Annotated in this window: 27 protein-coding genes and 1 pseudogene; 4 read left to right on the top strand and 24 right to left on the bottom strand. The window is 36.9% G+C overall.

Annotated features, from left to right (window positions below; all coding sequences use genetic code 11):
• Positions 1-20 precede the first annotated feature (20 nt).
• From P9X27_03885 to P9X27_03840, 10 genes are all read right to left on the bottom strand, one after another.
• A complete protein-coding gene (locus tag P9X27_03885; protein MDP8253523.1) occupies positions 21-635 on the bottom strand; it encodes a LysM peptidoglycan-binding domain-containing protein in 615 nt (204 codons plus the stop codon).
• Complete coding sequence (aspS, locus tag P9X27_03880) at positions 628-2,022, bottom strand: aspartate--tRNA ligase (GenBank protein MDP8253522.1); 1,395 nt, start codon at positions 2,020-2,022, stop codon at positions 628-630. The genes P9X27_03885 and aspS overlap by 8 nt, the downstream gene beginning before the upstream one ends.
• Entirely contained in the window at positions 2,016-3,275 is a 1,260-nt protein-coding gene (gene hisS / locus P9X27_03875) for a histidine--tRNA ligase (protein ID MDP8253521.1), read from the bottom strand. The genes aspS and hisS overlap by 7 nt, the downstream gene beginning before the upstream one ends.
• 122 nt (positions 3,276-3,397) lie before the next feature.
• Entirely contained in the window at positions 3,398-3,604 is a 207-nt protein-coding gene (locus P9X27_03870; GenBank protein MDP8253520.1) for a cold shock domain-containing protein, read from the bottom strand.
• Between the two features lie 80 nt (positions 3,605-3,684).
• The gene (locus tag P9X27_03865) at positions 3,685-3,975 is read right to left on the bottom strand and encodes an HU family DNA-binding protein (GenBank protein MDP8253519.1); all 291 of its coding nucleotides are present in this window, start codon (positions 3,973-3,975) and stop codon (positions 3,685-3,687) included.
• A gap of 107 nt (positions 3,976-4,082) precedes the next feature.
• Complete coding sequence (locus P9X27_03860; GenBank protein MDP8253518.1) at positions 4,083-4,802, bottom strand: UPF0280 family protein; 720 nt, start codon at positions 4,800-4,802, stop codon at positions 4,083-4,085.
• Positions 4,802-5,209, bottom strand: coding sequence for a 4Fe-4S binding protein (locus P9X27_03855; GenBank protein ID MDP8253517.1), 408 nt, complete (start codon positions 5,207-5,209; stop codon positions 4,802-4,804). The genes P9X27_03860 and P9X27_03855 overlap by 1 nt, the downstream gene beginning before the upstream one ends.
• A gap of 22 nt (positions 5,210-5,231) precedes the next feature.
• Positions 5,232-5,729, bottom strand: a complete 498-nt coding sequence (locus P9X27_03850) for a DJ-1/PfpI family protein (protein MDP8253516.1) — start codon at positions 5,727-5,729, stop codon at positions 5,232-5,234.
• Positions 5,730-5,803: 74 nt separating this feature from the next.
• Positions 5,804-6,247: an NUDIX hydrolase gene (locus P9X27_03845; GenBank protein ID MDP8253515.1), complete on the bottom strand. Its 444-nt coding sequence runs from the start codon at positions 6,245-6,247 to the stop codon at positions 5,804-5,806.
• Positions 6,248-6,249: 2 nt separating this feature from the next.
• Positions 6,250-6,810, bottom strand: a complete 561-nt coding sequence (locus P9X27_03840; protein MDP8253514.1) for a hypothetical protein — start codon at positions 6,808-6,810, stop codon at positions 6,250-6,252.
• A gap of 124 nt (positions 6,811-6,934) precedes the next feature.
• Between P9X27_03840 and P9X27_03835 the strand changes: the two genes are divergently transcribed.
• The 4 genes from P9X27_03835 (at position 6,935) to P9X27_03820 (ending at position 13,404) form a co-directional block, all read left to right on the top strand.
• Positions 6,935-7,378 carry a MarR family transcriptional regulator gene (locus tag P9X27_03835; GenBank protein ID MDP8253513.1) on the top strand — a complete coding sequence of 148 codons (444 nt, stop codon included), beginning with the start codon at positions 6,935-6,937 and terminating at the stop codon, positions 7,376-7,378.
• Positions 7,365-8,903, top strand: a complete 1,539-nt coding sequence (locus P9X27_03830) for a TolC family protein (GenBank protein MDP8253512.1) — start codon at positions 7,365-7,367, stop codon at positions 8,901-8,903. The genes P9X27_03835 and P9X27_03830 overlap by 14 nt, the downstream gene beginning before the upstream one ends.
• Complete coding sequence (locus tag P9X27_03825; GenBank protein ID MDP8253511.1) at positions 8,900-12,028, top strand: efflux RND transporter permease subunit; 3,129 nt, start codon at positions 8,900-8,902, stop codon at positions 12,026-12,028. Before P9X27_03830 ends, P9X27_03825 begins: the two co-directional genes overlap by 4 nt.
• Before the next feature lie 107 nt (positions 12,029-12,135).
• Positions 12,136-13,404: a leucine-rich repeat domain-containing protein gene (locus P9X27_03820; protein MDP8253510.1), complete on the top strand. Its 1,269-nt coding sequence runs from the start codon at positions 12,136-12,138 to the stop codon at positions 13,402-13,404.
• Positions 13,405-13,612: 208 nt separating this feature from the next.
• Here the strand turns inward: P9X27_03820 and P9X27_03815 are convergent, their stop codons facing one another.
• The 14 genes and pseudogenes from P9X27_03815 to P9X27_03750 form a co-directional block, all read right to left on the bottom strand.
• Complete coding sequence (locus P9X27_03815; protein ID MDP8253509.1) at positions 13,613-13,975, bottom strand: hypothetical protein; 363 nt, start codon at positions 13,973-13,975, stop codon at positions 13,613-13,615.
• A gap of 76 nt (positions 13,976-14,051) precedes the next feature.
• Positions 14,052-14,675, bottom strand: a complete 624-nt coding sequence (tmk, locus tag P9X27_03810) for a dTMP kinase (protein MDP8253508.1) — start codon at positions 14,673-14,675, stop codon at positions 14,052-14,054.
• Positions 14,672-15,541, bottom strand: coding sequence for a carbohydrate ABC transporter permease (locus tag P9X27_03805; GenBank protein MDP8253507.1), 870 nt, complete (start codon positions 15,539-15,541; stop codon positions 14,672-14,674). Before P9X27_03805 ends, tmk begins: the two co-directional genes overlap by 4 nt.
• 8 nt (positions 15,542-15,549) lie before the next feature.
• Positions 15,550-16,497 carry a sugar ABC transporter permease gene (locus tag P9X27_03800; GenBank protein ID MDP8253506.1) on the bottom strand — a complete coding sequence of 316 codons (948 nt, stop codon included), beginning with the start codon at positions 16,495-16,497 and terminating at the stop codon, positions 15,550-15,552.
• A gap of 2 nt (positions 16,498-16,499) precedes the next feature.
• The gene (gene cysS, locus P9X27_03795) at positions 16,500-17,948 is read right to left on the bottom strand and encodes a cysteine--tRNA ligase (protein MDP8253505.1); all 1,449 of its coding nucleotides are present in this window, start codon (positions 17,946-17,948) and stop codon (positions 16,500-16,502) included.
• Entirely contained in the window at positions 17,938-18,648 is a 711-nt protein-coding gene (gene epsC, locus P9X27_03790; protein ID MDP8253504.1) for a serine O-acetyltransferase EpsC, read from the bottom strand. The genes cysS and epsC overlap by 11 nt, the downstream gene beginning before the upstream one ends.
• Before the next feature lie 180 nt (positions 18,649-18,828).
• Positions 18,829-19,299 carry a 2-C-methyl-D-erythritol 2,4-cyclodiphosphate synthase gene (ispF, locus tag P9X27_03785; GenBank protein ID MDP8253503.1) on the bottom strand — a complete coding sequence of 157 codons (471 nt, stop codon included), beginning with the start codon at positions 19,297-19,299 and terminating at the stop codon, positions 18,829-18,831.
• Entirely contained in the window at positions 19,299-19,973 is a 675-nt protein-coding gene (gene ispD / locus P9X27_03780) for a 2-C-methyl-D-erythritol 4-phosphate cytidylyltransferase (protein MDP8253502.1), read from the bottom strand. The genes ispF and ispD overlap by 1 nt, the downstream gene beginning before the upstream one ends.
• A 1-nt stretch (position 19,974) precedes the next feature.
• Positions 19,975-20,556, bottom strand: a pseudogene (locus P9X27_03775) (TRAM domain-containing protein).
• A gap of 378 nt (positions 20,557-20,934) precedes the next feature.
• Complete coding sequence (gene radA, locus P9X27_03770) at positions 20,935-22,278, bottom strand: DNA repair protein RadA (protein MDP8253501.1); 1,344 nt, start codon at positions 22,276-22,278, stop codon at positions 20,935-20,937.
• 14 nt (positions 22,279-22,292) lie between these two features.
• On the bottom strand, positions 22,293-23,066 hold the full coding sequence (locus tag P9X27_03765) for an MlaD family protein (GenBank protein ID MDP8253500.1): 774 nt from the start codon (positions 23,064-23,066) through the stop codon (positions 22,293-22,295).
• A gap of 90 nt (positions 23,067-23,156) precedes the next feature.
• On the bottom strand, positions 23,157-23,900 hold the full coding sequence (locus P9X27_03760; GenBank protein MDP8253499.1) for an ABC transporter ATP-binding protein: 744 nt from the start codon (positions 23,898-23,900) through the stop codon (positions 23,157-23,159).
• Complete coding sequence (locus P9X27_03755; protein ID MDP8253498.1) at positions 23,900-24,658, bottom strand: ABC transporter permease; 759 nt, start codon at positions 24,656-24,658, stop codon at positions 23,900-23,902. Before P9X27_03755 ends, P9X27_03760 begins: the two co-directional genes overlap by 1 nt.
• Before the next feature lie 5 nt (positions 24,659-24,663).
• The gene (locus P9X27_03750; GenBank protein ID MDP8253497.1) at positions 24,664-26,226 is read right to left on the bottom strand and encodes a hypothetical protein; all 1,563 of its coding nucleotides are present in this window, start codon (positions 26,224-26,226) and stop codon (positions 24,664-24,666) included.
• Positions 26,227-26,284: the final 58 nt, after the last annotated feature.

The following is a 26,284-nucleotide window of genomic DNA, read 5'->3' as shown; positions in this document are numbered from 1 at the left end:
AAGCTCTAAAAACTTCTCTTTCATTTTATATACTGGGCTCTACTCTCGTCCAAAACAGGTAGCTTCAATATCATTCCAGGTTTAAGGTATTTGCGGCCTTTTAAAACATCCTGATTATTATCAGATATAAGGTTCCATTTTGTTGCATCGCCATAGACTCTCTTTGCAATAATCCAAAGGCTGTCCCCTTCGACTACTGCATAATCCATATATTCGACTCTAGCAGGCTCCACAGGCTTCCAAGAACATGGATCAAGAGAACCTGCATCATCTTCACCCTCATATACCTCTTCTGGCTTTACAATAGGAAGGGGTTTCTTTTTCGGAGCAACATAAATACAAGGTATCTCGGTATCTCTCTTTTGAAAATACCCTTGATTACCCCATATGGTCTGATCGTAAGAAGATGCTGTTTCTTTCTGAAACAGATCTGGAATCTCTATCTCTACGTCGAAAATCTTTTTCTTTTTAATCTCTCTATCTCCATGCGTCGATAAAGGAGAACCCTCCATATAACCCTGATTACCTATCACCTCTTGATCAGGCATTATAATCTCTCTTGTTCCTACACTTATACAACCTAAAGAGAAACATAAAGCTGCCATTAAGATTAAAGATGGTATTTTTCTAGTCATCTCTCTCCTCCTTCAATGTTCTTATTTTTAATTCCAGCAACTGGTCAACATCAACATGCGAAGGGGCATCGGTTAAAAGGCAGATACCACGCTGAGTCTTAGGAAAAGCTATTACATCTCTGATGCTATTCTCCCCTAACATTAAAGCAAGCATTCTATCTAGCCCTAAAGCAAAACCTCCATGAGGTGGTGCCCCGGAATCCAAGGCTTTTAATAGAAAACCAAACTTACGCTCTGCATCTTCATCGTCTATGCCTATGGCTTTGAAAATCTTCTCCTGTAATTCTCTCTGATGTATTCTAATGCTGCCGCTGCCTAACTCAACACCATTGAGAACTAGGTCATACGACCTGGCCCTAACTTTGCCCATATCTTTACCTATAAGATCTATGTCTTCTGGATGAGGCGCAGTAAAAGGATGGTGCTCCATATCCCAGCTATCTTCTTCGACACTAAAATTGAATAATGGAAAATCTTTTAACCAGAGGAAGCAAAAATCATCTCCTTCTGTTCTTAAATCCGGCTTGTCTGAATTATGCTTTTCCATAGCTTCTCTATGAGATAGGCGCAGGAAGGGGGTCTTTAGTTCATAATTTAACACTTTCTTAAAAATGTAACTTAACAACCCCTCTATAAGATTAAAGATATCCTCTTCATCAATAAAGCTCATCTCTAAATCCAGCTGTGTAAACTCAGGCTGCCTATCAGCCCTTAAGTCTTCATCTCTAAAACATCTTGCTATCTGATAATACTTATCAAGGCCTGCAATCATTAAAATCTGCTTAAAAAGCTGAGGAGATTGAGGTAATGCATAGAAGCTCCCCGAACGCAAGCGAGCAGGAACCAGAAAATCTCTAGCCCCTTCAGGCGTAGACTTTGTAAGTATTGGCGTTTCTATATCTAAAAATCCTTCCTGATGAAAAAAGTCCCTGGTATATTTGGTAACCTTGTCTTTGAAGATAAAGTTTTTCTTTAACTCCTCTCTTCTTAAGTCTAAATACCTATACTTAAGGCGCAGATCCTCAGATACTTCTGTCTCCGATTCTATGTCAAAAGGAAGATCTTTGCATTTATTGAGCAGCCTAACATCTGACGCCAACAACTCAACTTCTCCAGTTGGAATATTTTTATTTATCGTACCTTGGGGCCTCTCATTAACAGTACCCTCAATATAGACAACATCCTCTTTAGTCAACTCTTTAACAACATTCGCGCTATCTTTTAAAATACTGGGAACACATACAATCTGGATAAGACCCTCCCGATCACGTAAATCAAGGAAAGTAACTTTACCGTGTTCTCTTATTCTATAAACCCACCCGGCCAAAACAACCTTTTTGTCTTTATCTTCTTTTCGAAGCTCTCCGCAATAATGAGTCCTTAGCAATTTAAACCTCCTTTAACGACATCTAAAATATCTGTCTTTTTTATTTTCTGCTGCTGATGTGCTTCCATATTTTTTAAAGAATAGAACCCTTGCTTATCTTCTTCTTCTCCTAATATTAAAACAAACTTAGAGTTTTTCTCATTAGCCAACCGCATCTGCGATTTTAATGACTTACCCTCATAATCCATATCTGCTGAGATACCATTATCCCTGAACTCAACAAGCTTAAGCAAGGCTTGATCTATTAAACTTCTATCTTGTAAAATAATAAAAACATCCAAATTATTAAAGTAACCGGCCTTCTCATCAAGCGTCATTATCAGCCTCTCTACCCCTAAAGCAAAACCAACAGCTCCAGTGGAAGAACCGCCCATATCTTCTACCAAATTGTCATACCGCCCCCCTGCAGCTATGGTGTTTTGAGCACCTAAGCCTGGATGAGATATCTCAAATACGGTGCGGGTATAATAGTCTAAGCCTCTGACCAGATACTTATTCTCTACATATTTAAGGCCTAAGAGGTTAAGCATGCCTTTTAAATCCTGATAATGCCTTATGCAATCTTCACATACAGCATTCTTAATATCAATATTTAACCTTGATATTTTTTCTCTACAAGCGGGGTTTTTACAATCTAGAACCCGGAAAATATTCCTATTGTACCTCTCTTGACAGCTGGAGCAGAGATCTTGAAGGCCGCCTTTAATCTCTTTCCTTAAATAGTCGGATATCTTTTTTTTATCCTCTCTACAGCCTAAAGTATTAAGCTCTATAATATAATCCTTAATGCCCAGAAGATCAAAAAACTTCTGAGCTAACAACATAACCTCTAGATCCATCTCAGGATATAGAGAACCTATAGCTTCAACGCCTAGCTGATGAAATTGCCTCTTTCGTCCTTTCTGAGGCCTCTCAGCCCTGAACATTGCCCCTGAATAATAAAATTTTGCCACTCCAGGCTTTTGGTAAAGGCTATTTTCAAGATAGGCTCTGACAATAGAAGCGGTAGCCTCTGGTCTTAGAGATATAAGTCTTTTAGAATTATCCTGAAATTGATAAATCTCTTTCTCTACAATATCGGTGGCTTCACCGATGCTGCGCTTAAATAATTCTGTGTACTCAATTAAAGGCGTTCTTATATCCTTATAACCGTAGAGCTTGAAAATATCCTCGGCAATAGCTTCAATCCTATGCCAGATCTCAACCTCTGGATCATATATATCTTCTGTGCCTCGCAACCTTCTATAATTCATATTTTACCCATTTTTAGTATAATACGATAGGTACAAGGATGCATTGAAAAAAAACAAAAAAAGTATTATTTTAAAACCCGCCTCTTTCAAAAAATAGAGAGAAGCGGGTTTATAATTTTGGTTTAGCTAACTTTTTTTACATTAGCAGCCTGAGGACCCTTAGGAGTTTCGACTATCTCAAACTCCACATCGTCGCCTTCTCCAAGCGTCCTATAGCCTTCGGTTTGAACTGCAGAAAAATGGACAAAGATATCCGCCCCTTCTTCTGGTGTTATAAAACCGAAGCCCTTCTGGTTCGAAAACCATTTGACCTTACCTCTGCTACTCATGCTTCACCTTCCTCTTCCTTCTCTCCATACAGCCAGGTTGATATGGTAAGAAGTAAACATTCTTCCCGATCAAATCGGTTCTATTTTAATCTTTCTTTCAATTCCAAGCCTGGCTTGAAAACCACAACACGCCTTTGGGGTACAGGAACTATCTCTCCTGTTCGCGGATTACGTCCCTGCCTAGGCTTCCTTGTCTTTACTTTAAAAACTCCAAAATTCCTCAATTCGATATTATTTCCACCCACAAGAGCAGAGGTCATTGTATCCAATATCAGCTGAACTGTATTTTTAACTTCAGTCTGTTTATAGCCTGTCTTCTCTACAATTTTACTGACAATATCTTTTTTAGTCATTGCATCCTCCTTTTTTATTTCTTATCAGAATTACGTTAGCATAAGAGCAAATTCATGTCAAGATAATTACTATAACTAAAATAGCTGCAAGAAGATAGCTAAAAAATGTCTCAAATTTTATACAATCATAATTTTACAATCTCAACATCACCGTAAAAGGCTATCTTTCCAGCTGCAACTATGATTAACCCTTTAATACCACTAATATCTTGAACATATTTTAAAGCAAAGTCTATATCAGAAGAAAATTTGATCATATTTGAAATAGAAGTGGCTAATGCATCAGCAATAGCAGTTGAATCAGATACCACAGTAACAGCATCGGCTTTACCAAAATTCAAAGAGTGCCCTACTGTAGCTGAAGAAGTGCAGACTCCAAGAGGCATAATATTTTGATCTAATTTTAAGCCTATTTCACCCGACATAGAAGAACTACCTGCATAGAGAGCAACCACACTGCTGCGGCAAGTATCTATGAAGATATCACCTCCATTTTCAACTATTATGTTCTCGCTTAGCTCGCGCAGCTCTCTTCCAACAATCTCTGCCATCGCACCGGCAACAGCCGCCATGGGCCCAACCCCGGCTATAGAAGCTGCCCTAGTCATCTCTTTTATAATTAAAGGTGCCTGAGGTTCGACTTCAATCGGCTCAAGCGAGGTGAGAAATGAACTATCTTTTTTTATATAATCCTTCAACAAGGCTCTCTGCCTTTTAACACAATCGAGAGCTTGATCTTTAATGTCACTATCTGCCGATATAAACAGATCCGTCTCTTCAATTTGGGCCTGAAAACTTATTCCTCCATAATTCTTGACCCAATCCCTATAAAACCTCTCTTGCATTAAAAATTAATTTCCATAGCTCTGGTAGGACAGACCTTGACACAGATCTCGCATCCAATACATTTATCTTTTTCAAAGATTATCTCCTGCGTTACTTTGTCGGTGTATAAAGCGCTTGTTGGGCAATAGACTACGCAGAGCCCGCAATGAGTACACTTAGGCTCATTTCTAACAACATCCTTGCTTAAAGGCTGAACTGTAACTTCGCTGCTCCTTAGGAGTTTAATTGCTTTATTAAGATCTTTAGCCGCCCCCGTAAGTTCTAAGACTAAGATCCCTTCTTCATCAGGTGTAACTGAAGCCCTAAGGATATTGAAATCTAGATTATGTTTTTTAACAGCATCACAGACAAGAGGACGGTCAACCAATTTTTTAGGAAAGTGCAGTACTATTTTTTTAGAACTCATATCTACCTCCAGAAATTAAAAGCTATCTATCTTTTAAAAGCTCAACTATCTTACAACCAAACCCCTCGCTGGAAGAAGGAGAACTTGCAGTTATAATATTAACATCAACCTCGATACCGGAACCACTATAAATTGCGCCTTTAGCTATAATCTGATCTTTAAACAAAGCTGACACAGTAGCGCCTCTACCCTCCAAAACTCCGGCATTGGCCAGAGTAACAGGAGCTATGCATATCGCAGCTAAAACAATCTCCTCTTTCATGGCATCCCTAGCTATAGAGAGTGCTCTATTGTCATGCCAATACTCTTTCGCTCCCACACCGCCTATAAATATTACAGCTTTATAATCTGCCACCTTGATATCATCTAAAGACATGGTGGCTTCGATATTATGCCCCAACATGCCAAAGCAATATCCTGGAGAACTAGAGGCTATATCTACTCCATAACCTGAGTGCTCAATAATCTCTTTAGAGACAAACAGCTCTTCATCCCGAAAATCTTTCTTAGGTACCACCATCAAAACCTTATCTTGACAATAGGCTCTCAATGTAAATAGTGACCCTAAAATAAAGGATAGGAGCACAAGCTTTTTCAAGCAACCCCCTTTTCAAGTAATTTATTTTTTGATTTTTCAACTATATCTTTTTCAGAATCATAACTCATACAGTCTAAAACATCATCTATTCCAACCCATCTTACCTCTTCAACTTCGGAATCATGATCCCCTAAATCACCATCTTTGTATGCCATAAGAAAAAAATATACTTTCTTATTTATCTTAACTTTATCCTCAGTATCATAAAACCAGTAATTGATATTACCTAAATCGCTCTCTATAATACCATTCATTCCTGTCTCTTCTCTGACCTCCCTCAGTGCAGTCTCTCTATGGCTTTCACCCTCTTCAACCTTGCCTTTGGGAATACACCAGACAGTTAGGCCATTTTTTCTTAACCTTTTAACTAAAGCAATCTGAAAACTATCTTCTACTCTTCTATATAGAATCCCGCCGCAAGACAATTCTCTCTTAACCATTTTTAAAAAGAGTTTTTAATAAATTGAGCCGCAAAAGCCGTAAAAAATATAACCGAGAAACTCTCCTCCGGCCAACGTAAAGAAAAATGTATTAAAGGTACACTCAATAGAGAGTAATTTATAACATTATCGGAAAGTGCAAAATGAACCCCCAGGTATTTAGCTAAAGGATAGATCGCTAAAGTTAAAATCAGCATCATATCTAAAGGCCTACTTAAGAGTCGAATCCTAGAAAACCTCTCCAGAAAAGATAATAGTGCAATATAAAGCAAACTTAATATGAGAGAGAAGCAGGCAATATCTTTTTGGAAAAAGTTGACTACAACAAATATAGCTCCCAGCATATAGAGAACGTTCAGCTGTTTCTCTCTAGTAATATTCTTAACTCTAGAATAGAGCTTGGATTTTATGAGGAGATTCAATATTCCAGAGTTAGACTCAGAGACTCTTAGAATTAGAAAATAAGAGAACAGCGCTGCTGCTACAGCTAAAGAGATTCTTTTCTCAAATAAAATATACGTCAGCGGGATTACCAAAAATACAAATTTAAAGAATATAACCATAATGCCTCCTATATTTACCTAGCTATTATACCAGAACATCTTGACTAATATAAGATAATATGCAATAATTAATACAGGAAATAATTAATGACATGAACTATTTATTAAATTAAATAAATAAAAAATGAATATTGAATATTTTGCCGAAGAAGTTGCAAGAATACTGCCTCATATAATAAGAGGTGCAGCTAAAAACCAAAATGACGCCTTAAAGAATGGGACTATTACCATGCCCCAGTACTTAGCACTCAACATATTATCTCTGCAAGGACCTCTGAAGATGAAAGATATTGCAGCTGAACTCAACATATCCCTGCCTGCTACAACGGGCCTAGTGGAGAGGCTCTGCTCTATAAAAACAGCAGAACGGAGATATGATAAAAAAGATAGGCGCGTCATCTATATAAAAATTACAGAGAAGGGTAAGAAAATAGTAAAAAATGTACGCCTAGAGAGAGAGAAAGGGATAATAAAACTATTCTCTAAATTAACAGAAAAAGAGAGAGAAGATTACCTAAATATTTTAAAGAAAATAAAAGCCGATCTATATCAAAATGAAAAACAATAAACATCAAATTTTATATAAAGCACTAGTTTTATCTTTAGCTATTATTATCATCATATTTAACAACAATAAAGCCTTATCTCTAAATGAAATAACCGCAGAAAAGATAGACCTTAAAGCTGAAGATATTGAACCTGCCGCAGTACTGCCCCTGTCAATTGAATCCGTAACAGATCTTGCACTTAAAAATTCACTAGAGATACAGATTGCAAAATATGATACCTACAGAAGCAGGACAAAACTTGAAAAAGAAGAGTCTATATTTGATACATTTTTAACTTTAGAAGCCAGCCACCGCGACAATAAACAGCAATTGTCCTCAACGACAGATAACTCTCGCACGCGCAGTAAATCATTTTCAATGGGCCTAGAGAAAACTCTGCCAACAGGATCAACTATAGAGCTTAAAGCAGAAGATGGGAGAACCTCTTCAAGTCTCTCAACAGTCACAATAAGCCCAAATTATGAAACATCTGGAACTCTGGCTTTAACCCAGCCTCTAGGTAAAAATTTCTTCGGACTTCAAGATCGAGGTGAAATCAAAATAACAAAGATAGACATAGAGAATGCTAAATACTCCTCTTTGGATTCCATAGAGAGCATTATATATAATGTCCAGACCGAATACTGGAACTTAGCTTTAAGAGATAGGATATTGAATATAAGAAATGATATGCTCAATAAATCCAAAGAATTATATGCAAAATATGAAGATAAATATTCACGAGGCTTAGCAGAAGAAGTAGATATATTTGCAGTTAAAGCAAGTCTTCAAAGCAGAAAGAATGAGCTCCTTATTGCAGAGCTAGAGAGAGAACTGGCTAAAAACAATCTGCTATTTCTATTAAACGAAGAAGACTCCTCTATTAACATAAAGACATTAGATGGTTTAAAAACAGAACTTCTAAGTAAAGATATAGATACGGAACTAGAGAGAGCAATAGAGGCTAGGCGTGACTATAAAATCATTAAAAACAAACTTAAATCTAAAGATATAGATATAAGCATGAAGAAAAACTCTCTATGGCCAGAGATAGACCTAGAAGCAAGCTTTACCAAAAATGGCATCAGAAGCAGTGAGAGCGATGCCTGGAGTGATCTATCAAGAGAGAATGATTCTCAAACCTATGTAGGAATAAGCTTCAATATTCCTCTAGAAAATAGAGCAGCCCGTTCAGAGCTCAAGGAGGCGCACCTTTATAAAGAACAGCTCTTGCTCTCTTTAAAAAAAGTTGAACGACTGATACTTAAAGAAGTATACAACAAGGTCAAAAGCGTAAACAGCTTAAAAAGTCAGGCTGAACTTTATAACTCAATAGTAGAGCTGCAAAGAAATAAACTCCACGAAGAGATGAAAAGATTTAACTACGGAAGATCCAGCTCAGATACAGTTATAAGGTATGAAGAAGACCTATTAAATGCAGAACTAAACCTTGCAGCCACCCTTTATAATTACCATATCAGCTTGATAGATTTGGCTATTAAAAAAAATACACTGCTTGATAAATACTGGAATTCTACACTATGAAAATAAGTGAATTTTCCGTAAAGCACTCGCTGTTAATAAACCTTATATCTGTATTTATCCTTATTGCAGGATTCTATACTCTCTTTATATCAAAAATAAAAAAAGAGGCTTTCCCTGAGGTCTCCTTTGATACCGTTATAATAACAACAGCTTATCCAGGAGCAGCCCCTAATGAAGTAGAGAAATTAGTAACTACGCCTATTGAGAAAGAACTTAAAGGCGTAGATGGTATAGAAGAATTTAGCTCCTCTTCAACAGATAATCTATCTTCAATATTGGTAGAGATAAGTAGTGATGCTAAAGATAAGGATAAAGTAATAGATGATATTCAAAAAGCTGTAGATAGAGTGAGGGGTCTGCCTAATGAGGTTAAAGAAGACCCTCGGGTAACAGAGATAACATCAGGTGAAATCCCAGTTATTAAAATTGCATTGAGCGGAGATATGAGCGAATGGGACTTACAGAAAGATGCCGAGAATCTGGAAGATATTCTCGAAGATATAGAAGGTGTATCTTCAATATCTAAAAGCGGCTGGCGTAATAAAGAGATTTGGGTCGAGGTTGACCCTGATAAGATAAAAGAGTATCAGATCTCACTTGAAGAGATAATGGCAGCTCTTGGTAAAAGAAATATAAGCATACCTGCAGGAAAAATCAGATCTCATGAGGAATTTAGTATTAGAACTACAGGAGAGTTCTATACAGTAGATGAGATAGAAAATGTTGTAATAAGAGCAAACGATACAGGAAACTGGCTCTATGTAAAGAACGTTGCTAAGGTAAAATTCTCTTTTGAAGAAGAAGATTCAATAAATAAAAGCTTTGGTACACGTTCTATAGCATTAACGGTTATTAAAAAGAGTAGCGGCGATGCAATAAGAATAGTAACGGCTGTTAAAAAAGCTGTTAAAGAATACTCAGTATACGCTAATCCGAAACTCCATACCTCCTATATCGACGATATGTCCTTCTATGTTAAAAGACGTCTTGGAGTGTTAAGACAAAACGGTATCATTGGAATATTCTTAGTCTTGGTAGTGCTTCTATTTTTCCTGGATTTAAAAATAGCCCTTATTACTGCTATGGGCATACCCATAGCCTTTAGTATGACCCTGGCAATAATGGGTTTTGCCGGAATAAGCGTAAACATGATAACTATGTTTGGTCTTATTATAGTATTAGGTATGCTTGTAGATGACGGGATAATTATAGCCGAAAACTGCTCCCGCTACATAGAAGAAGGACACCCACCCCAAAAAGCAGCCATTTTAGGAACAGAGGAAGTCATTAAGCCGGTAACTACAACTATTATAACTACAGTAGCGGCCTTTATGCCTCTTATGTTCATGGAAGGTATAATTGGAAAATTTATCCGTGAAATACCTATTGTTGTAACAATTGCTCTAGCTGCATCTTTATTTGAAGCATTGGTCATCCTGCCTTCCCATATTGCAGATTTTGTAAAGTTAAAAGTAGGTGAACAATTTAAATCCAAAAAAGAGCGGCCATGGTTTAAGGCCCTGATTAATTTTTATACTAAAACCATAAATAAAGCTCTAAATAAACGCTACCTTATACTAGCAATAATATCTATAATCCTAATCTTAACATTTGTAGTCGCTAAATTTATGCCCTTTATATTATTTGGAAGCCAGGGTATCGATCAATTCTATATAAAGACAGAAGCTCCAATAAGTACCAATCTTTATAAGACAGAGAGATTGATAAATAAAGTAGAAAAAATAGTATCTGAGCTCCCGCCTAATGAGCTTGATGCCTATACAACTGAAATTGGCTCATCCGGGTCATCGCACCACGCATTCGATCCCAGCGGAAAGACTGGAAGCCATATTGCTCAAATCACTATATATCTCAGCCCTGCTGCAGATAGAAAAAGAGGGGTTGATGATATTATCAATAGCTTAAGATCTTTATTAAAAGAGGTAGAAGGTTTTGATAAAATATATTTTGAAAAAGAGGCAGAAGGGCCTCCAACAGGTAAGGCTATAGCAATCCAAATAAGGGGCGATGGGTTTGAGATACTAAATGAGATATCCCAAAAAGCATATTCAATATTAGAGGATATACCAGGTGTAACCGACATAACATCAGATTACGAAATAGGACAGAGCGAAATAAGAGTAGTTGTCGATGAAGAGGCTGCAGCCAGCACCTACTTATCGATTGATGAGATTGCTTCGAATATCCGTACAACATTTAGAGGAGGAATTGCAACCTCAATAAAGTCGACAAAAGCAGAAGAAGAGATAGATGTTTTGGTAATGTTTCCGCAAAACTATCGCAACAGCAGAACTACTTTTAATAAAATACTAATTCCCAATAAATTCAACAATCTTATACCCCTTAATAAGGTAGCTAGGATAGAAGATAAAACAGCTGTCTCTACGATACGTCACTTAGACGGTAGGAGAGTAATAACAGTCAGAGCCGATGTAGACAATAAGAATATAACCTCCATCCAGGCTAACCAGCTTCTTGCTCAAAAGATGAAAGATATACCTAATCAATATCCAGGATATACAGTTAAATTCGGCGGTGAACAGAGAGAGAACGTAAAATCGATCCAAGGATTCATAAGAGCTTTTATAATTTCATTCTTCTGTATATTTATAATATTGGCTGCTAACTTTAATTCGCTCATTCAGCCTTTTATTGTTATGACGGCTATTCCCTTCGGCTTGATAGGCGTTATCTGGGCATTTCTGCTCCACGGCCTTCCATTAAGTTTCTTTATGCTTATGGGTGTTGTCGGTCTAAGCGGTATAGTTGTAAATGATTCAATAGTCCTGGTTGAATTTATAAATAACCTGCGCCAGAAAGGAATGGATAGGCGCAAATCAATCATAGAGGCTGGCCGATTACGCCTTAGACCTGTTCTACTTACAACAATAACTACTTCATTAGGCCTAACTCCTACAGCCTATGGCATCTGGGGAGGCGATCCATTCTTAAAACCTATGGCTTTAACTATTGTCTGGGGCTTAATCTGCGCAACAGTCTTAACCTTAATTGTTATTCCATGCATCTATGCTGCTATTGACGATATTACCATGAAGATAACCCACCATGAGACTACGAGAAAGAAAAACGAAAACAACTCTTAAAATCTTACTTAAAAGTACCATCTGTTATATTTTTTCCTAAAATTTGTTTTCCTACCTTACATATGGTATATTTATTATATAAATTTCAATTTCACAAAAGGATAAAAATGAATAATACTATCTTAAAAATATCTTTACTAACAGCTTTGATCTCATCATATGCTTATGGTTTTAACCCAATATCAGGCAGATTTGATCCAATCATGCAATCCATAGGTCCCCTCCCTTCATCAAACAAAATCGCAACAAATCTTAATGCAACAGTTGATAACGGAGTATACATCCCAGATATGATTCTTAATCAACGCCTAAGATCCGTTCTAGAAAAAGAGACTGGAGAAGCAATAACTATCCAGGATATGCAAGCTTTGACAAACCTTGAATTATCCTGCTGCGGAATTAAAGATATAACAGGATTAGAATATGCAATTAATTTAACGCATCTTAACTTAGGTAATAATCAAATAACGGATATAACATCTCTCGCCAATCTCACTCAATTGACCGAACTTGATATACAATACAACCAGATAAGAGATATAAGCGCTGTGTGCTACCTCACCAACCTCACACTACTCAGAGCATCATATAACTTGATAACCGATATCAGGACATTCGCTCATCCAAACATGTCAAATCTAAAGAAACTCTACCTAAACGGCAACATGATTACAGATATAACTGCTCTAGGGGCAAAACACCCTTTAACTAATAACCCTGTTTTAATAAATTTGACCCATCTTGATATCTCAGATAATAAGAATCCCCGACAGTGGAAAACCCCATCTGACCATACAAGTATCTGCGGAAAGAGAGAAGAAGGCGAAGCAAGAATATCTAACCTCACCCCGATAGTAGGTCTTACCAATTTAGCATACTTTGCAGCTTCTCAAAACGATATTGAAGATATCTCAGCATTAGGTAATCTCCATAATTTAAAAAAACTTGAGCTCTTTGACAATTTTATAGAGGATATTGGAGTATTATATAACCTAAACAACCTAGTAGATATAAATCTCTGCGCTAATAAAATTTTTAATATAAGGGTCTTCGAAAATCCTAATTTAGCTCAAATCACAAACTTAAACCTTGCTCAAAACCGAATAAGAGATATCTCTTCACTCTCAGAGCTTACCGATATAGTCTGGCTATTTCTCCATCACAATTTTATAGATGATATCTCAGCCTTAGTCAAGAACCCAGGGCTTTATAACGAATTTCCTGATGACACAATAATCGATACTATTGATATAAGTTTCAATAAATTAGATCTAACCCGCGGTTCAGACGATATGCAAAATATTCATGCTCTTGAGCGGAGATGCGTTAAGATTGACTATCTTCCTCAGGATTGCGATGATTGCAATAGCAGGTAATTAAACGGTTGAGGGCAAAGCATTGCTGAATACGCTTACCTTGTCAGTTTCTGTCTGTTTAACTTTCTTAAATTCAGAAATTTAATACAGGTAATTGTTAACAGCCTCTTCAACGCAATCTCTCAAACTAAAATTTTCAACACGCCCAACTATACTTAGAAAAAAATAAAAAGACCGCCTCAAAGGCGGCCTTGATTTAACGCTATATCTACTCTATCTCTTCTTTCTTCTCCTTTATCATACACTTCTTCTTATCCATCATCTTCTTGCATTTTTTCATCATCTTTTTCATCTCAGAAAAATCAATTTCAATTTTTACTTCTTTCTTGAGATTAAGATTTCTATCATACTTAAGCAGCTTATTCCCTATCATAACAACAACCCCACCGTCTTCGGTTGCAACCATGGATTTACCCATCATCATCTTCATTGCCATAGAGCTCACATCACTGCCGCTGCTTTTCATCATCTCTTTTCCCATCACTCCGCCTTGCTTCTCTCCAGCATAAACAGATGACATAAATACAGCACCGGAAAACAGAACAACAGCAATAGCTATTCCCTTCTTCATAATTACCTCCTTATTACTAACTAATTAGCCTTTTAATATACTCTTTCTACTAAACAGAATCAAATATTTAATTATCCTAAAGAAACTTATAAAAAAACTTTTTCTGGAAAATTTCTCTTATCTCTTTTTGAGTCTCTAAGGAATCTTCTTTAACCTTAACAACATGCATTCTTCCATTGGAACTTTCGACTAATCTATTATAACCGTCTCGAACTTTACTATGAAACTTCAAGCCCTTTTTTTCAATTCTATCTTTAAATCCTGCTCTTTTTAAACCTTCCCCTATCTCTATGTCTAAAAGAAAGGTGATGTCCGGCATGAGGTTAGAGGTCGCAAAAGAATTCATTTTATCAATAAGATCTAAGGGGATATCCTCACCATATCCTTGGTAGGCAAAAGTAGAATCCAGATATCTGTCCAAAATAACTATAACGCCTTCCTCTAAAGCAGGTCTTATTTTTTCTCTAACCATCTGTGCTCTGGCAGATAGAAAAAGTAGCAGTTCAGTCTGAGGATAAAAATTTTTATAATCAAGGGATAATAATACTTCGCGTATTTTCTCACCGATAGAAGTTGAACCTGGTTCCCTTAAAAAAAGTACCTTTTTGCCGTTTTCCTGACACCAATTTATAAAAAGCCCTGCCTGGGTAGACTTACCACTTCCCTCAATACCTTCAAATGTAACGAATGTCCCCTTCATCCTTTAATCCCTTCAAGTTTGATACCCTGAATAAAGAACTTCTGAGCAAAGATAAAGATTATAACGATAGGAATAATTGCCATAGTAGAGGCCGCCATAAGAAGCGTCCAATTAACAAGATAATACTGGGATTCAAAATAAGATAGACCAATAGGAACAGTGAACATATCAATTGAGTTGGTTACAAGGAGCGGCCAAAGCAAGCTCTGCCAGTTACCGATAAAGGTAAACACGGTAAGAGTTGCCAAGGCTGGCTTTGAAAGAGGCAGTATTATTCTTAAAAATATCCCCAGATAACCACAGCCATCAATTTTAGCAGCATCTTCTAAATCTTTAGGTAAAGTCATAAAAAACTGCCTCAACATAAAAGTACCATAGGCTGTAAACATAGCAGGTATGATTAGCGCTTTATAGCTATCTATCCAACCAAAGTACCGCATTAAAATAAATACTGGTATTATTACAACAGCACCCGGTATCATCATGGTTGCAAGGTAGGCAAAAAATATCTTATCTCTACCTATAAAATTAAGTCGTGAGAAAGCATAGCCGGCAAGAGAGCTTGTAGTAACAACGCCTAAAGTTACACACAAAGCAACAAATAGAGAATTAAAATAGAACCTTAAAAATGGTATTACTTTAAAAACGTCGGCGTAATTCTGCCAGAGAAAGTTATCCGGTATCCAGCTTCTCCAATCTAGAGGGTCTCCTGTATAAACCTCGACAGAATCTTTAAACGATGTAGATATCATCCAGGCAAAAGGTAAAATCATGGTAATGCTAAAAATAGAAAGAAAGAGATACCAAAAGATATTTTTGGTAATTTTTCCATTAAATCTCTTTCTCGTCTTAATCTCGTTCTTCATCTAAGCCCTCAGTAGTGCACCAAGCTCCCGCCTTTCTTCCAATATATCCTAGAGAAAAGGAATATTAAAATAAACAGCACCCAGGCAACAGCGGCAGCATATCCAGCCTTCTGAAATTCATAAAGATTTGTAAATATATAATACATTATAGTGGTAGATGACCCGGCTGGACCTCCTCCTGTTAAGATGTATATTATAGCAAAAGAACCCTGCAAGCCTCCAATTATACTCATAATTGTTATAAAGAAAGTGGTTGGAGATATCATGGGGACCGTAATATAGCGAAATTTATGCCAGGAGCTAGCCCCATCTATATTTGCTGCCTCATAGAGGTCCTTTGGAATACCCTGCAATGCTGCCAAATATAGGATCATGTTATAACCGCCCACCGTCATCCAGAGGTTAACAAGCATGATTGCCGGCTTTGCCCAATTAGCATCAGATAACCAATTAGGCCCTTCTAGCTCTAAGCCCAATAGAGTTGAGAACTTAACTATCAAACTATTTATAAGACCAAAATCGGGATTAAGCAATACTTTCCAGAGAACTGCTATTGCAGCAATAGGACATATAACGGGAAGAAAGAATATAACTCGATATAATACAACGCCTTTTAATTTTTGATTAACAGCTATAGCTAATATCAGAGAGCCTAGAATGCCTATGGGTATTATAAGCATCAGAAACACAGTATTATAAAGATACTGCCAAAAATGGGGATCATTAGCTATTAAACGGCCGTCTTTTAAATGAAAACCTAAGAGCTTAATAAAATTATCAAAACCAACAAACTTAAGATTAGAGAACAGAGACTCTCCGCTGCCGATAAGCTCCCATTTAAAAAAGCTCAAGACAAGAGAGAATATAACAGGCAATAAAATGAAGACTAAAAACCCAATCATGTTTGGAGTTAAAAATAGAAAAGCTGTCAGCGATTCTTTATTTCTAGATTTCAAACTTAAACCTTTCTCCAGCTGGATCTGCTTGCGCCGTCTTCTAGGACTATCCCTATGTCTTCTAAATAACCTCTTATCTTGTCTGCTAATTGATATAACTTGCTATCTCTCAATTCATCTCTAATTTTTATCAAAAGATCGACTGCCTGCTTATAGCCATCTAAACCTGAATCTAGATCCTCAAAAAGACCAAATATTTTAGATAACTTTAAGACAAAATTCTTTATCCTGATCAAAAGAATAGCTTTAGACGAAAACTCTAGCTCCTTATCATCATACACCTTATTACCAAGACTTAGCATCTCATTAAGAACTCCAAATGCTAAAGCAGTATTGAAATCATCATCCATAGCATCTTTAAATTTAGAAACCAGGCCATCGATCTGGCTATCAAATGCAAAACACTCTTTTTCAGATTTTACTTCAGATTTTAAATGTTCTATATTCCTTATCACTCTTAACTTTGAAAAAAAAGAATCAAAACTGCTCTTTACAGACTTCAATCCATCCAATCTCTGCCAGGAAAAATCAATAGGACTACTGTAGTTTGTGGACAGAAAAAACATCTTAATAACATCAGGATGATACTTGCCTAAAACATCTTCTATTGTTATAAAGTTGCCGAGAGATTTAGCCATCTTCTGCGCATCAATTGTAAGCATACCATTATGCAGCCAGTAGTTTGCAAACCTTTCCCCTGTCGCCGCTTCAGCCTGAGCAATCTCATTCTCATGGTGCGGAAATATCAAATCTCTTCCGCCAGCGTGAATATCAGAGGTATCTCCTAAGTAACATGTACTCATAGCTGAACACTCTATATGCCAACCAGGCCTCCCTTCCCCCCAAGGACTTTCCCAGAAAGGCTCGCCCTCTTTAACTTTTTTCCAGAGAGCAAAATCAAGCGGATCTCTCTTCTTATCGCCAGGCTCAACTCTTACACCTGATATAATATCTTCAACAGAGCGATGAGAAAGATTGCCATAATTCTTGAACTTCTTAATGTTAAAATAAACATCTCCGTCTGACATATAGGCATAATCTCTATCAATAAGCTTTTGAATCATCTCCTGCATTTGGGCTATATGATCTGTAGCCCAAGGCTCTATATCGGGAGGCAATATCCCAAACTTAGTCATCCAAAGATCATAGGCCTTATAATATTTATCAGCAATCTCACGAGTTGATTCTTTTAGACCTTTGCTTGATAAACTTCTGGCCTTATCTATAATCTTATCATCTATGTCGGTAACGTTTCTTAAAAACAATACTTCATATCCTGAAAATAGAAAATATCTTCTTATAACATCAAAGTCATAAGCACTTCTTAAATGTCCTAAATGGGGCTGGTCATAGACAGTAGGACCACAGAGATAGATGCTGACCCTATTCTCTTTTATAGATTGGAACTTTTCCTTCTTCTTACTAAGGGAGTTTAAAACTTTAATCGCCATTTAGCTCTTCTTCTTTCTTTTTACGCCACTGCTTTAAGACATCCTCTATTTCATTTATCTCACTCTGAATGCGATCTATAGACTGAGCTAAAGGATCAGGTAGATCTGTATGGTCTAAAGATATTTTGGGCATTTTTATACCCTCTCTCTTCACCATTCTTCCCGGAACTCCAACGACAGTAGAATCATCGGGTACATCTTTTATAACAACAGCATTGGAGCCTATTTGAACATTGTCTCCTATTCTTATATTGCCCAATACTTTGGCTCCAGAACCTATAACAACATTATCTCCTATAGTAGGATGGCGCTTACCACGCTCTTTGCCAGTCCCCCCTAATGTAACACCTTGATAGAGAGTTACATTCTTACCTATCATAGAGGTCTCACCTATTACAACACCCATTCCATGGTCTATAAATAGCCCATCGTCTATCTCAGCTCCAGGATGAATCTCAATACCAGTTAATAGCCTTGCTAGCTGAGATATCAACCTGGGAATAAAAGGCACTTTAAATCCATAAAGATAATGAGAGAGTCTATGGACAATTAAAGCATGTAGTCCAGGATATAATATTATTATGGCTATACTGCTCCTGGCTGCAGGATCACGATCCATAGCTGCCTCTATCTCAGGTTTAAACAGAATAGAGATAGTATATCCCATTATTATTGCAACGATTAAAATAATTAGAAACATTGTAATTTATTATCTCTGAACCTCATAAAATGTCAATATATAAAGCTATAACTAGAGAACAAGTTGAACGCTAAATTATCATATTAAATTGTATAAAAACAGAAACCTAAAAACTAGAAACATAATGATCAAATAAAAATAGAGTGGAAATTAAACTTGAGATGAATCGGCATATAAAGCTCATGCTTTCATCAATAGTACAACTACAAAACAGACAGCTGTATTAGTTGAAAAAGCTTCCTCGGTATGCTTAGCCTTGACAGAGACTAAATCGTTGTCTAGCTCTAATATTTCAGCTATATTTTCTCTTATCCTATCTTTGTAAGGGCTAAGATGCGGTCTTTCTATAACAACAGTTATATCAATATTACTCAAATTATAATTCTTTGAGAGCATCAACTCTTTAACTTGTTTTAAAAAATCAGCACTGTCTCTACCTTTATTAGAACTATCTGTATCAGGAAACAACTCCCCTATATCCTTATGGGATAAAGCACCAAGAATAGCATCAGACAAGGCATGCATAATGAGATCTCCATCTGAAAATCCTTTGAGTTTAAAATCAGACTCTATCTCTACTCCACCGAGCTTGATCTTATCACCTTTTTCAAGACCGTGAGAATCAAATCCAAAACCAATCTTTATCTGCATTATTCTAAAATCCTCTTTGCAAATTCTAAATCCTGAGGGTATGTAATCTTAAAATTAAACAGATCCCCTTCTATCATCCTAACTTTGTTACCGCTAAGTTCTAATAGAAAGGAGTCATCAAACACCTCGTCTCCTATATTTCTATTTTTAAATTCCAATAGTGCTAATTTGATTAATTGAAAATCAAAGACTTGTGGTGTCTGAACAGTATACATATTCCTTCTATCCAATGTTCTGACCGCAAAACCATCTTTAGATATTTTTAATGCTGAGCTGACTGCTAATGCAGGCATGACGGCAGAATGTTTCTGCACCTCCTTTAAAAGAGCCTCCATCAGTCTAACGCTAATAAATGGACGCGCCGCATCATGTATAAACACATAGTCTGCATATTTGATGGCGTCAAGAGCATTGGACATAGATTCCACTCTCTTAGAGCCGCCCAAAACAAGACTATCAACATCAAGACCATGCTCAAATAAAGCAGATTTAAAATCTTCTTTAAACCCTTCAGGCACAACAAGGATAGACTGATTAAAAAAACCCGCCTCCTTGCATCTAATCAGAGAATGTATAAACAGAGGAAGATTATCAAGCTTAACAAGTGACTTGGGAACTTCAGCATCTAATCTTTCGCCACTTCCAGCTGCCAGAAGAACAAATGCAATCTGCATATTAATGCTTAGCTTTCTTAGCAAATATTATTCTTCCGGCTGAGGTCTGCAGTACTGTTGTTACAACTATGCTTACAATATTACCCATTAAGTGCTTTGCATCTTCAACCACAACCATTGTGCCATCATCCAGATAACCAATCGCCTGCTTATTATCTTTGCCTTCCTTAACAACTTTTATCTTCATATTTTCACCCGGCAATACTACAGGCTTAAGGGCATTTGCAAGGTCATTAATATTTAAAACTACGACCCCTTGCAGCTGAGCTACTTTATTTAAATTATAATCGGTTGTAAAAATAGAAGCCCCATAAAATTTAGATAATTGGACTAATTTAGCATCCACCTCTCTTATATCAGGAAAATCATGCTCATCTATAACAAGATCCACCTTAGCCTTTCTCATCCTACTTAAAATATCCAAACCACGCCTACCTCTCTTTCTCTTAAGATGGTCATGGGAGTCGGCTATATGCTGCAGCTCTTTAAGTACAAACTTGGGAACTAAGAACCTGGCCGACAAAAATTTAGTCGCGCAAAGATCTGCAATCCGGCCATCAATAATTGCAGATGTATCCACAACTATCAGTTCGTTCTTAGAGCCTGAAGCTGAGAATAGTTTTGTCTCACTAAATTTGAAAGCTGCAGCAAAGCAGAGGTAAAAAATTAAGACAAAAGAGAGAGCGACAACTATCTCAGGAGCTATGCCAAGCTTATAGAAAGAGAACAGCTTTACTGAGATAAGAGAGAACACAGAACTAACCAACAGAGCAAGCAGAAAAGATGTCAGATATATCGTATTAATCTTAGAGCTAATATACTCTATCAAGATAAATGCTACTCCTAACGATATAAAAGTAAAGAACGGGACACTATTCAAGCTGGCATTCTTAAAATAAAAAAGAACGAAACTTAAAACTACAACTAACACAAAAAAAATCAATCTTATTAATTTCATATTTTACTCCAAAATTTTTAGTGCTTCTTTAATGTTAACGGTTTCAAATATTTTAATATTAAACTTGTCTTTTTCCAACAAGTTTCCTTTGGGAATCAAACATTTCTTAAATCCTAACTTTATTGCCTCTTTTACTCTTTTCTCTGCAAAACCAACTTTTCTTACCTCTCCAGCCAAACCAACTTCACCAAAAACAATTAAATCATTGTCCAGAGCCTTATTTTTAAAAGCCGAAGCTAGAGCCAAAAGCACACCTAAATCTACAGCAGGTTCTCCTATCTTCAGCCCCCCTACAACATTTATGAAGATATCTTGATTATAGAGACCAAAACCGGCTCTTCTCTCTAAAACAGCAGTGAGCAGAGTCACCCTGTTGTGGTCTAAACCTATAGTACGTCTCAACGGAAAACCCTGGTAAGACTTAGCAACAAGAGCCTGAATCTGAACTAAAAGCGAGCGTGTTCCTTCAAGAGTAGAGACAATGACGCTGCCGGGAGTCTGAATCTCTTCCTCCAATAGAAATACTGACGATGGATTCTTCACTTCTTTCAATCCGTCCTCTGTCATTTCAAATAGACCTATCTCATTGGTAGAGCCAAATCGATTTTTTATAGCCCTTAATATTCTGTGAGACAGGAAGCTCTCTCCCTCAAAATAAAGAACTGTATCTACGATATGCTCTAGAACCATAGGGCCAGCTAGAGAGCCCTCTTTTGTAACATGCCCTACAAGAAAAGTGGAAATATTTCTATCTTTTGCAATCCTCGTCAACTTTTGAGCAGACTCTTTAACTTGGCTTATAGTTCCAGCAGAAGAAGAGAGATCAGGATGAGAGACAACCTGTATCGAGTCTATTATCAGAAAATCTGGATTTAACGACTCAACTTGAGATATTATAACCTCTAAATTAGTCTCGGATAGAAAAAACAGACTAGACTCTTCTTTAACATTCAGCCTCTTCGCTCTAATCCTAATCTGAGCCAAAGACTCTTCGCCTGAAACATAGAGGACGCTTTTTTTAGACCCTGCAATATTAAAAGCTACCTGAAGCATGATGGTAGACTTGCCAATACCAGGTCTCCCGCCTAAAAGCACAACAGATCCCGGAACGATTCCACCGCCTAAGACAAGATCAAATTCATTATCCCCTGTTGAGACTCTACTCTGGTCTTCAAATTCTATTTCAGACAATACTTGAGCAGACTTACCGCTAGATATAACTCTGCTCTCCTGCTCTTTGAGCTCTTCAATCATAGAATCCCAACTCTCACACTCCGGACAACGCCCTAAAAATCCCTTAGATTGATAGCTGCAATTCTGACAAATAAATATAGTACTCTTTTTCATATTAAAAACCGCCCTCAACGTAAATAACCTTGGTTGCCATCGTCTAAAGATGTATCTTCAGAATTCTTTGTCTTCCTCAGCAATTTCCAAGGATTCCTCTTGATGTCTCTTACAATTTCAAGTATCTCATAATAAAGTACATCCTCAGAAAGAATCTTACCGAAAGTACCCTCTCCATTATTTATCTTGCTCATAACCTCATTGGTCTCAATTGCCAGCTTATTCAAATTATAGCTTAAAGCCTTCATATTTACGATTATATCTTCTAAGTCTTGCTTATTCTCTTCTTTGAGAAAAATCTCTCTCACAGAATCTATAGTCTGATCTAATTTCTGAGCAATTTGATATGCCAAGTCTGAAAGCCTTGCCATCGGAACAGTATCATAGCCAACTATAATATCACCGTCTCTTATCAAATCTCGGCCTTTATCACCAGGTAATATCTCAACATATTTCTCACCCAACAATCCCAGTGTAGAGATCAATACGCTGGCATTCTGCCTAATCAAAACATCCTCTTCTATCAATAGGTCAACCTCAACAAGAGGGGCCTCGTTATCTGGATTATAGATTATCTTAACATTTTTAACTTCACCAACCTTTACACCTGCAAGTCTAGCTGGAGCTCCGCTCTCTATACCGTTTGCAAACTTAAAAAGAACTCTTACTTCATAACTTCTCTGAAAAAAGTTAAGATTGCTTATAGTAAAAACAAGAACGCTAAACATAACAATGCCGCAGGCAATGAAGAGGCCCAATCTCCATTCACTCTTTCTCCAATATTCCATAGTTTTATCCTCCCAACAAAATTAAACTTAATTTAACCGCTTTAATATCTACTCTTTCAATTTTTAAGTTACAATCCTCAATGCTATATATCATATCTCTATAGGGCCCTGAATATCGCCATTGATAAACTGTTGGACAATAGGGTTAGAGCTGGCCTTTATTTCATCTGGACTGCCTGTCTCAATAATCCTTCCTTTATAAAGCATACCGATTCTATCTGCTATAGAATAAGCACTGCTCATATCATGGGTAACCACAATAGAGGTTGCATTGACTTCCCGTTTTAACTTTTTAATCAAATAATTTATCGAAGATGCAACAATCGGATCCAATCCTGTAGTCGGCTCATCGTAGAGCATTATCTTGGGATTTAAGACTACAGCCCTAGCTATAGCAACCCTCTTCTTCATCCCTCCGCTTAAATCAGCCGGCATCTTATCCTCTATACCCTGCAGGCCTACAAGCTTAAGGCAGTCGGCCACCCTTTCACGAATTAAATATTGATCTAAATCAGTATGCTGAGCTAACTCAAAGCTGACATTGTCATATACATTCAAAGAATCAAAGAGAGCCGAATTCTGAAACACAAAACCGAACTTCATCCTTAATTCTCTAAGCTCTTTTTCATTTAGTTTTAGTATATCCTCATTCTCTACTAATATATCACCTTTATCAGGTTCAATAAGGTTTATTAACAGCTTTAAAAACACACTCTTGCCGCATCCGCTCTGACCAATTATGACAAAAACCTCACCCTCATTTATTGTAATATCTAAACCTTTTAAAACCTCTAAGTCTTCAAAATTTTTCCAAAGATTGACTGCTTTTATCATTATAAAATAAAATAGGAGAATGCTGTTATCAAGCAATCCGCTGTAATGATTAAGATGAAAGTATTGACCACTGTACGTGTAGTTGCCCTGCCAACACCCTCTGCTCCGCCTCTTGCCATAAAACCTTCTTGCGCAGATATCAAGGCAATTATAACTGCAAAGACTATAGGCTTTGAAAAACCACTATAGATATCCTTCATAACTAAAGATTCAAAAGTCAGCTTTAAATACTGAGTCGCGCCTATGCCAAGTCTAGTTACTCCTATTAAGAACCCTCCAAATATGCCTATTATATCAGCATATACAGTCAAGATTGGAAGCATAATAAGAAGCGCTAAAAACCTGGGGATCACAAGATACTGAACAGGGTCAATAGCCATTGACTCCATAGCATCCACCTGCTCGGTAACCTTCATTGTACCCAACTCGGCAGAGATAGAAGCCCCGACGCGGCCAGCGACAACAAGACCGGTTATAACAGGTCCTAGCTCCCGTACAACTGAAAGCGCAACTAAGGAGGCGATGTATATCTCTGCTGAAAGCCTCTGCATCTGATAAGCGCTTTGTAATGCAATAACTATACCTATAAATATAGATGTCAAAGAGACTATAGGAAAACTCTCTAATCCTATTTTAATCATCTGCTTGTAAAGGAGATCAAACCGAGGTGTTCTGGTAAAAAGAAGGTTGATGATATGCCCTGCGAGCATAGTCAACCTACCGATATAACAGAAAAAACTATTTATTCTCTCCTTCATAATTATTAAAACTTAATGTTTTTCTCTACTCCCATTATCTCTTCGTTATCCTTCAAGCGCAATTTTAAATTAGGTATACCTATAATCTCCAACGATACTTCATTCTTATTGTAGTTTTCATCTGCTGAAAATTCCACATTATAATCCAATCTCACATTCTCTTTTAGCTTTGCACCTAAAGACATCTTTCTATCTCCAAACCTATCCTCAAAAGATATATCCCCAAAAGGATAAGAGGTTGAAATAGGAACTAAAAAAACATCTTCCCACATAGCAGTAGTTGGAAATTCAGCTATGTCAACATTGCCTTCAAAAGCTAGGCGCATACCGTCAATGACCAGCTCTGAATTGACAAACTCTAGTATATTTGAATTCCCCATCAGATGAACCCTGCCGCTCTCAAATACAACATCTATAATCCTGCCCTCTCCAAGCTCTAATGCAACATCTGTAAATCTTGTATCATCATAGAAAAAATAATTAAATTCTCCATTTATCTTGGGAACGCTTAGATAGCGGGCATAGAGCGGCATAACCACAGTCATCATCTCATGCAAATTGAAATCATTAAACTCCCCCTGAATACTATGATTTAAATTATAATCGCAGTAACCACTAAGACTTATTCCGCCTTCATAGCCAAACCTCTCAAGGACTACCCCTCTATCTGTCAGTGCTGCTTTAAAAGAGATCTCTGAAAAAGGCATCTTGTTTAAAACAGTACCTACAGAGTCAAAGACCAAGGAATTCTCATCTATAAGATAGTCTATATAGGAGTTTGTTATTAACTCATACTCTCCAAACTGGGCCTTTAAAACCTTAACATAGAAGCGAAGTCTATCCTCTTCGCTCTTAAAATCAAGAAAGCCAGATGCGTCTAAAGAACCGCCTTGAATAGCCCAATTAAAACTCAAACCCTTATTAAGATTTAACTCTATAGGTCCAGGGATAGAGAGAGGGCCTAAAGAGACATCTATCAGGGAGAGAACTCCATGCTCGCTTAAAGCTTTAGCTCCTAAACGATAGAAATCTCCTCTAAAAAATACTCCTCCTCTTAGAATTTTTCTTTTTAAATCATACTCACCCACTAAAACTGTTTTCATAAATTCAGAAGTAAAATTAAAAAAACAGAGTTCTCTTTCAAGCGAAGCATAGCCTCTAGCATTTAAATTTAACCCCTGATAAGTAAATCTTAAATCCCAATGAACACCATTCTTACCGGATGATATAGAACCATGATCTATATTTATAGTCTTACCTTGAGATAAAAAATCGATATCATCTAACCTAACTTTTAAAGAGACACCGTTAGAAGCACTGCTGCCGATAGGGATAGCTATTAAACTTTTAAGTAAATTTAGATCTAATAACACCCCTTTTATTTTAATTGAAATAAAACCGTTATTTTTCTTGATTGCAAATCTAGGGATTACAAAATTTTTATCTCCTCTAGATATAGACAGATTCTTTAATACAACCCCGTCTTCAAGAGAAAAAATAAATTGTCTTGCATGAATCTTAACATCTGACGGAATAGACGACCCTGTCATTAGATTCTTTATTACCATATTAAGAACTGTATTGGAAAGAGCAAAGCTTAAAGAAAAAAGTATTGAAAAGACTGCC

This window comes from Candidatus Kaelpia aquatica, assembly GCA_030765335.1.
Lineage (GTDB): Bacteria > Omnitrophota > Gorgyraeia > Kaelpiales > Kaelpiaceae > Kaelpia > Kaelpia aquatica.
The sequence above is the reverse complement of the archived record's forward strand: the minus strand, read 5'-3'. Positions and strand labels throughout refer to the sequence as shown.

What these genes read in the sequence shown, in the direction of transcription:
- P9X27_03885 (MDP8253523.1), bottom strand. Translation starts at nt 635, where the DNA reads ATGACTAGAAAAATACCATCTTTAATCTTAATGGCAGCTTTATGTTTC.
- hisS (MDP8253521.1), bottom strand. Translation starts at nt 3,275, where the DNA reads ATGAATTATAGAAGGTTGCGAGGCACAGAAGATATATATGATCCAGAG.
- P9X27_03870 (MDP8253520.1), bottom strand. Translation starts at nt 3,604, where the DNA reads ATGAGTAGCAGAGGTAAGGTCAAATGGTTTTCGAACCAGAAGGGCTTC.
- P9X27_03860 (MDP8253518.1), bottom strand. Translation starts at nt 4,802, where the DNA reads ATGCAAGAGAGGTTTTATAGGGATTGGGTCAAGAATTATGGAGGAATA.
- P9X27_03855 (MDP8253517.1), bottom strand. Translation starts at nt 5,209, where the DNA reads ATGAGTTCTAAAAAAATAGTACTGCACTTTCCTAAAAAATTGGTTGAC.
- P9X27_03850 (MDP8253516.1), bottom strand. Translation starts at nt 5,729, where the DNA reads ATGGTGGTACCTAAGAAAGATTTTCGGGATGAAGAGCTGTTTGTCTCT.
- P9X27_03845 (MDP8253515.1), bottom strand. Translation starts at nt 6,247, where the DNA reads ATGGTTAAGAGAGAATTGTCTTGCGGCGGGATTCTATATAGAAGAGTA.
- P9X27_03840 (MDP8253514.1), bottom strand. Translation starts at nt 6,810, where the DNA reads ATGGTTATATTCTTTAAATTTGTATTTTTGGTAATCCCGCTGACGTAT.
- P9X27_03835 (MDP8253513.1), top strand. Translation starts at nt 6,935, where the DNA reads ATGAATATTGAATATTTTGCCGAAGAAGTTGCAAGAATACTGCCTCAT.
- P9X27_03830 (MDP8253512.1), top strand. Translation starts at nt 7,365, where the DNA reads ATGAAAAACAATAAACATCAAATTTTATATAAAGCACTAGTTTTATCT.
- P9X27_03825 (MDP8253511.1), top strand. Translation starts at nt 8,900, where the DNA reads ATGAAAATAAGTGAATTTTCCGTAAAGCACTCGCTGTTAATAAACCTT.
- P9X27_03820 (MDP8253510.1), top strand. Translation starts at nt 12,136, where the DNA reads ATGAATAATACTATCTTAAAAATATCTTTACTAACAGCTTTGATCTCA.
- P9X27_03815 (MDP8253509.1), bottom strand. Translation starts at nt 13,975, where the DNA reads ATGAAGAAGGGAATAGCTATTGCTGTTGTTCTGTTTTCCGGTGCTGTA.
- tmk (MDP8253508.1), bottom strand. Translation starts at nt 14,675, where the DNA reads ATGAAGGGGACATTCGTTACATTTGAAGGTATTGAGGGAAGTGGTAAG.
- P9X27_03805 (MDP8253507.1), bottom strand. Translation starts at nt 15,541, where the DNA reads ATGAAGAACGAGATTAAGACGAGAAAGAGATTTAATGGAAAAATTACC.
- cysS (MDP8253505.1), bottom strand. Translation starts at nt 17,948, where the DNA reads ATGGCGATTAAAGTTTTAAACTCCCTTAGTAAGAAGAAGGAAAAGTTC.
- epsC (MDP8253504.1), bottom strand. Translation starts at nt 18,648, where the DNA reads ATGTTTCTAATTATTTTAATCGTTGCAATAATAATGGGATATACTATC.
- ispF (MDP8253503.1), bottom strand. Translation starts at nt 19,299, where the DNA reads ATGCAGATAAAGATTGGTTTTGGATTTGATTCTCACGGTCTTGAAAAA.
- ispD (MDP8253502.1), bottom strand. Translation starts at nt 19,973, where the DNA reads ATGCAGATTGCATTTGTTCTTCTGGCAGCTGGAAGTGGCGAAAGATTA.
- radA (MDP8253501.1), bottom strand. Translation starts at nt 22,278, where the DNA reads ATGAAAAAGAGTACTATATTTATTTGTCAGAATTGCAGCTATCAATCT.
- P9X27_03765 (MDP8253500.1), bottom strand. Translation starts at nt 23,066, where the DNA reads ATGGAATATTGGAGAAAGAGTGAATGGAGATTGGGCCTCTTCATTGCC.
- P9X27_03760 (MDP8253499.1), bottom strand. Translation starts at nt 23,900, where the DNA reads ATGATAAAAGCAGTCAATCTTTGGAAAAATTTTGAAGACTTAGAGGTT.
- P9X27_03755 (MDP8253498.1), bottom strand. Translation starts at nt 24,658, where the DNA reads ATGAAGGAGAGAATAAATAGTTTTTTCTGTTATATCGGTAGGTTGACT.
- P9X27_03750 (MDP8253497.1), bottom strand. Translation starts at nt 26,226, where the DNA reads ATGGTAATAAAGAATCTAATGACAGGGTCGTCTATTCCGTCAGATGTT.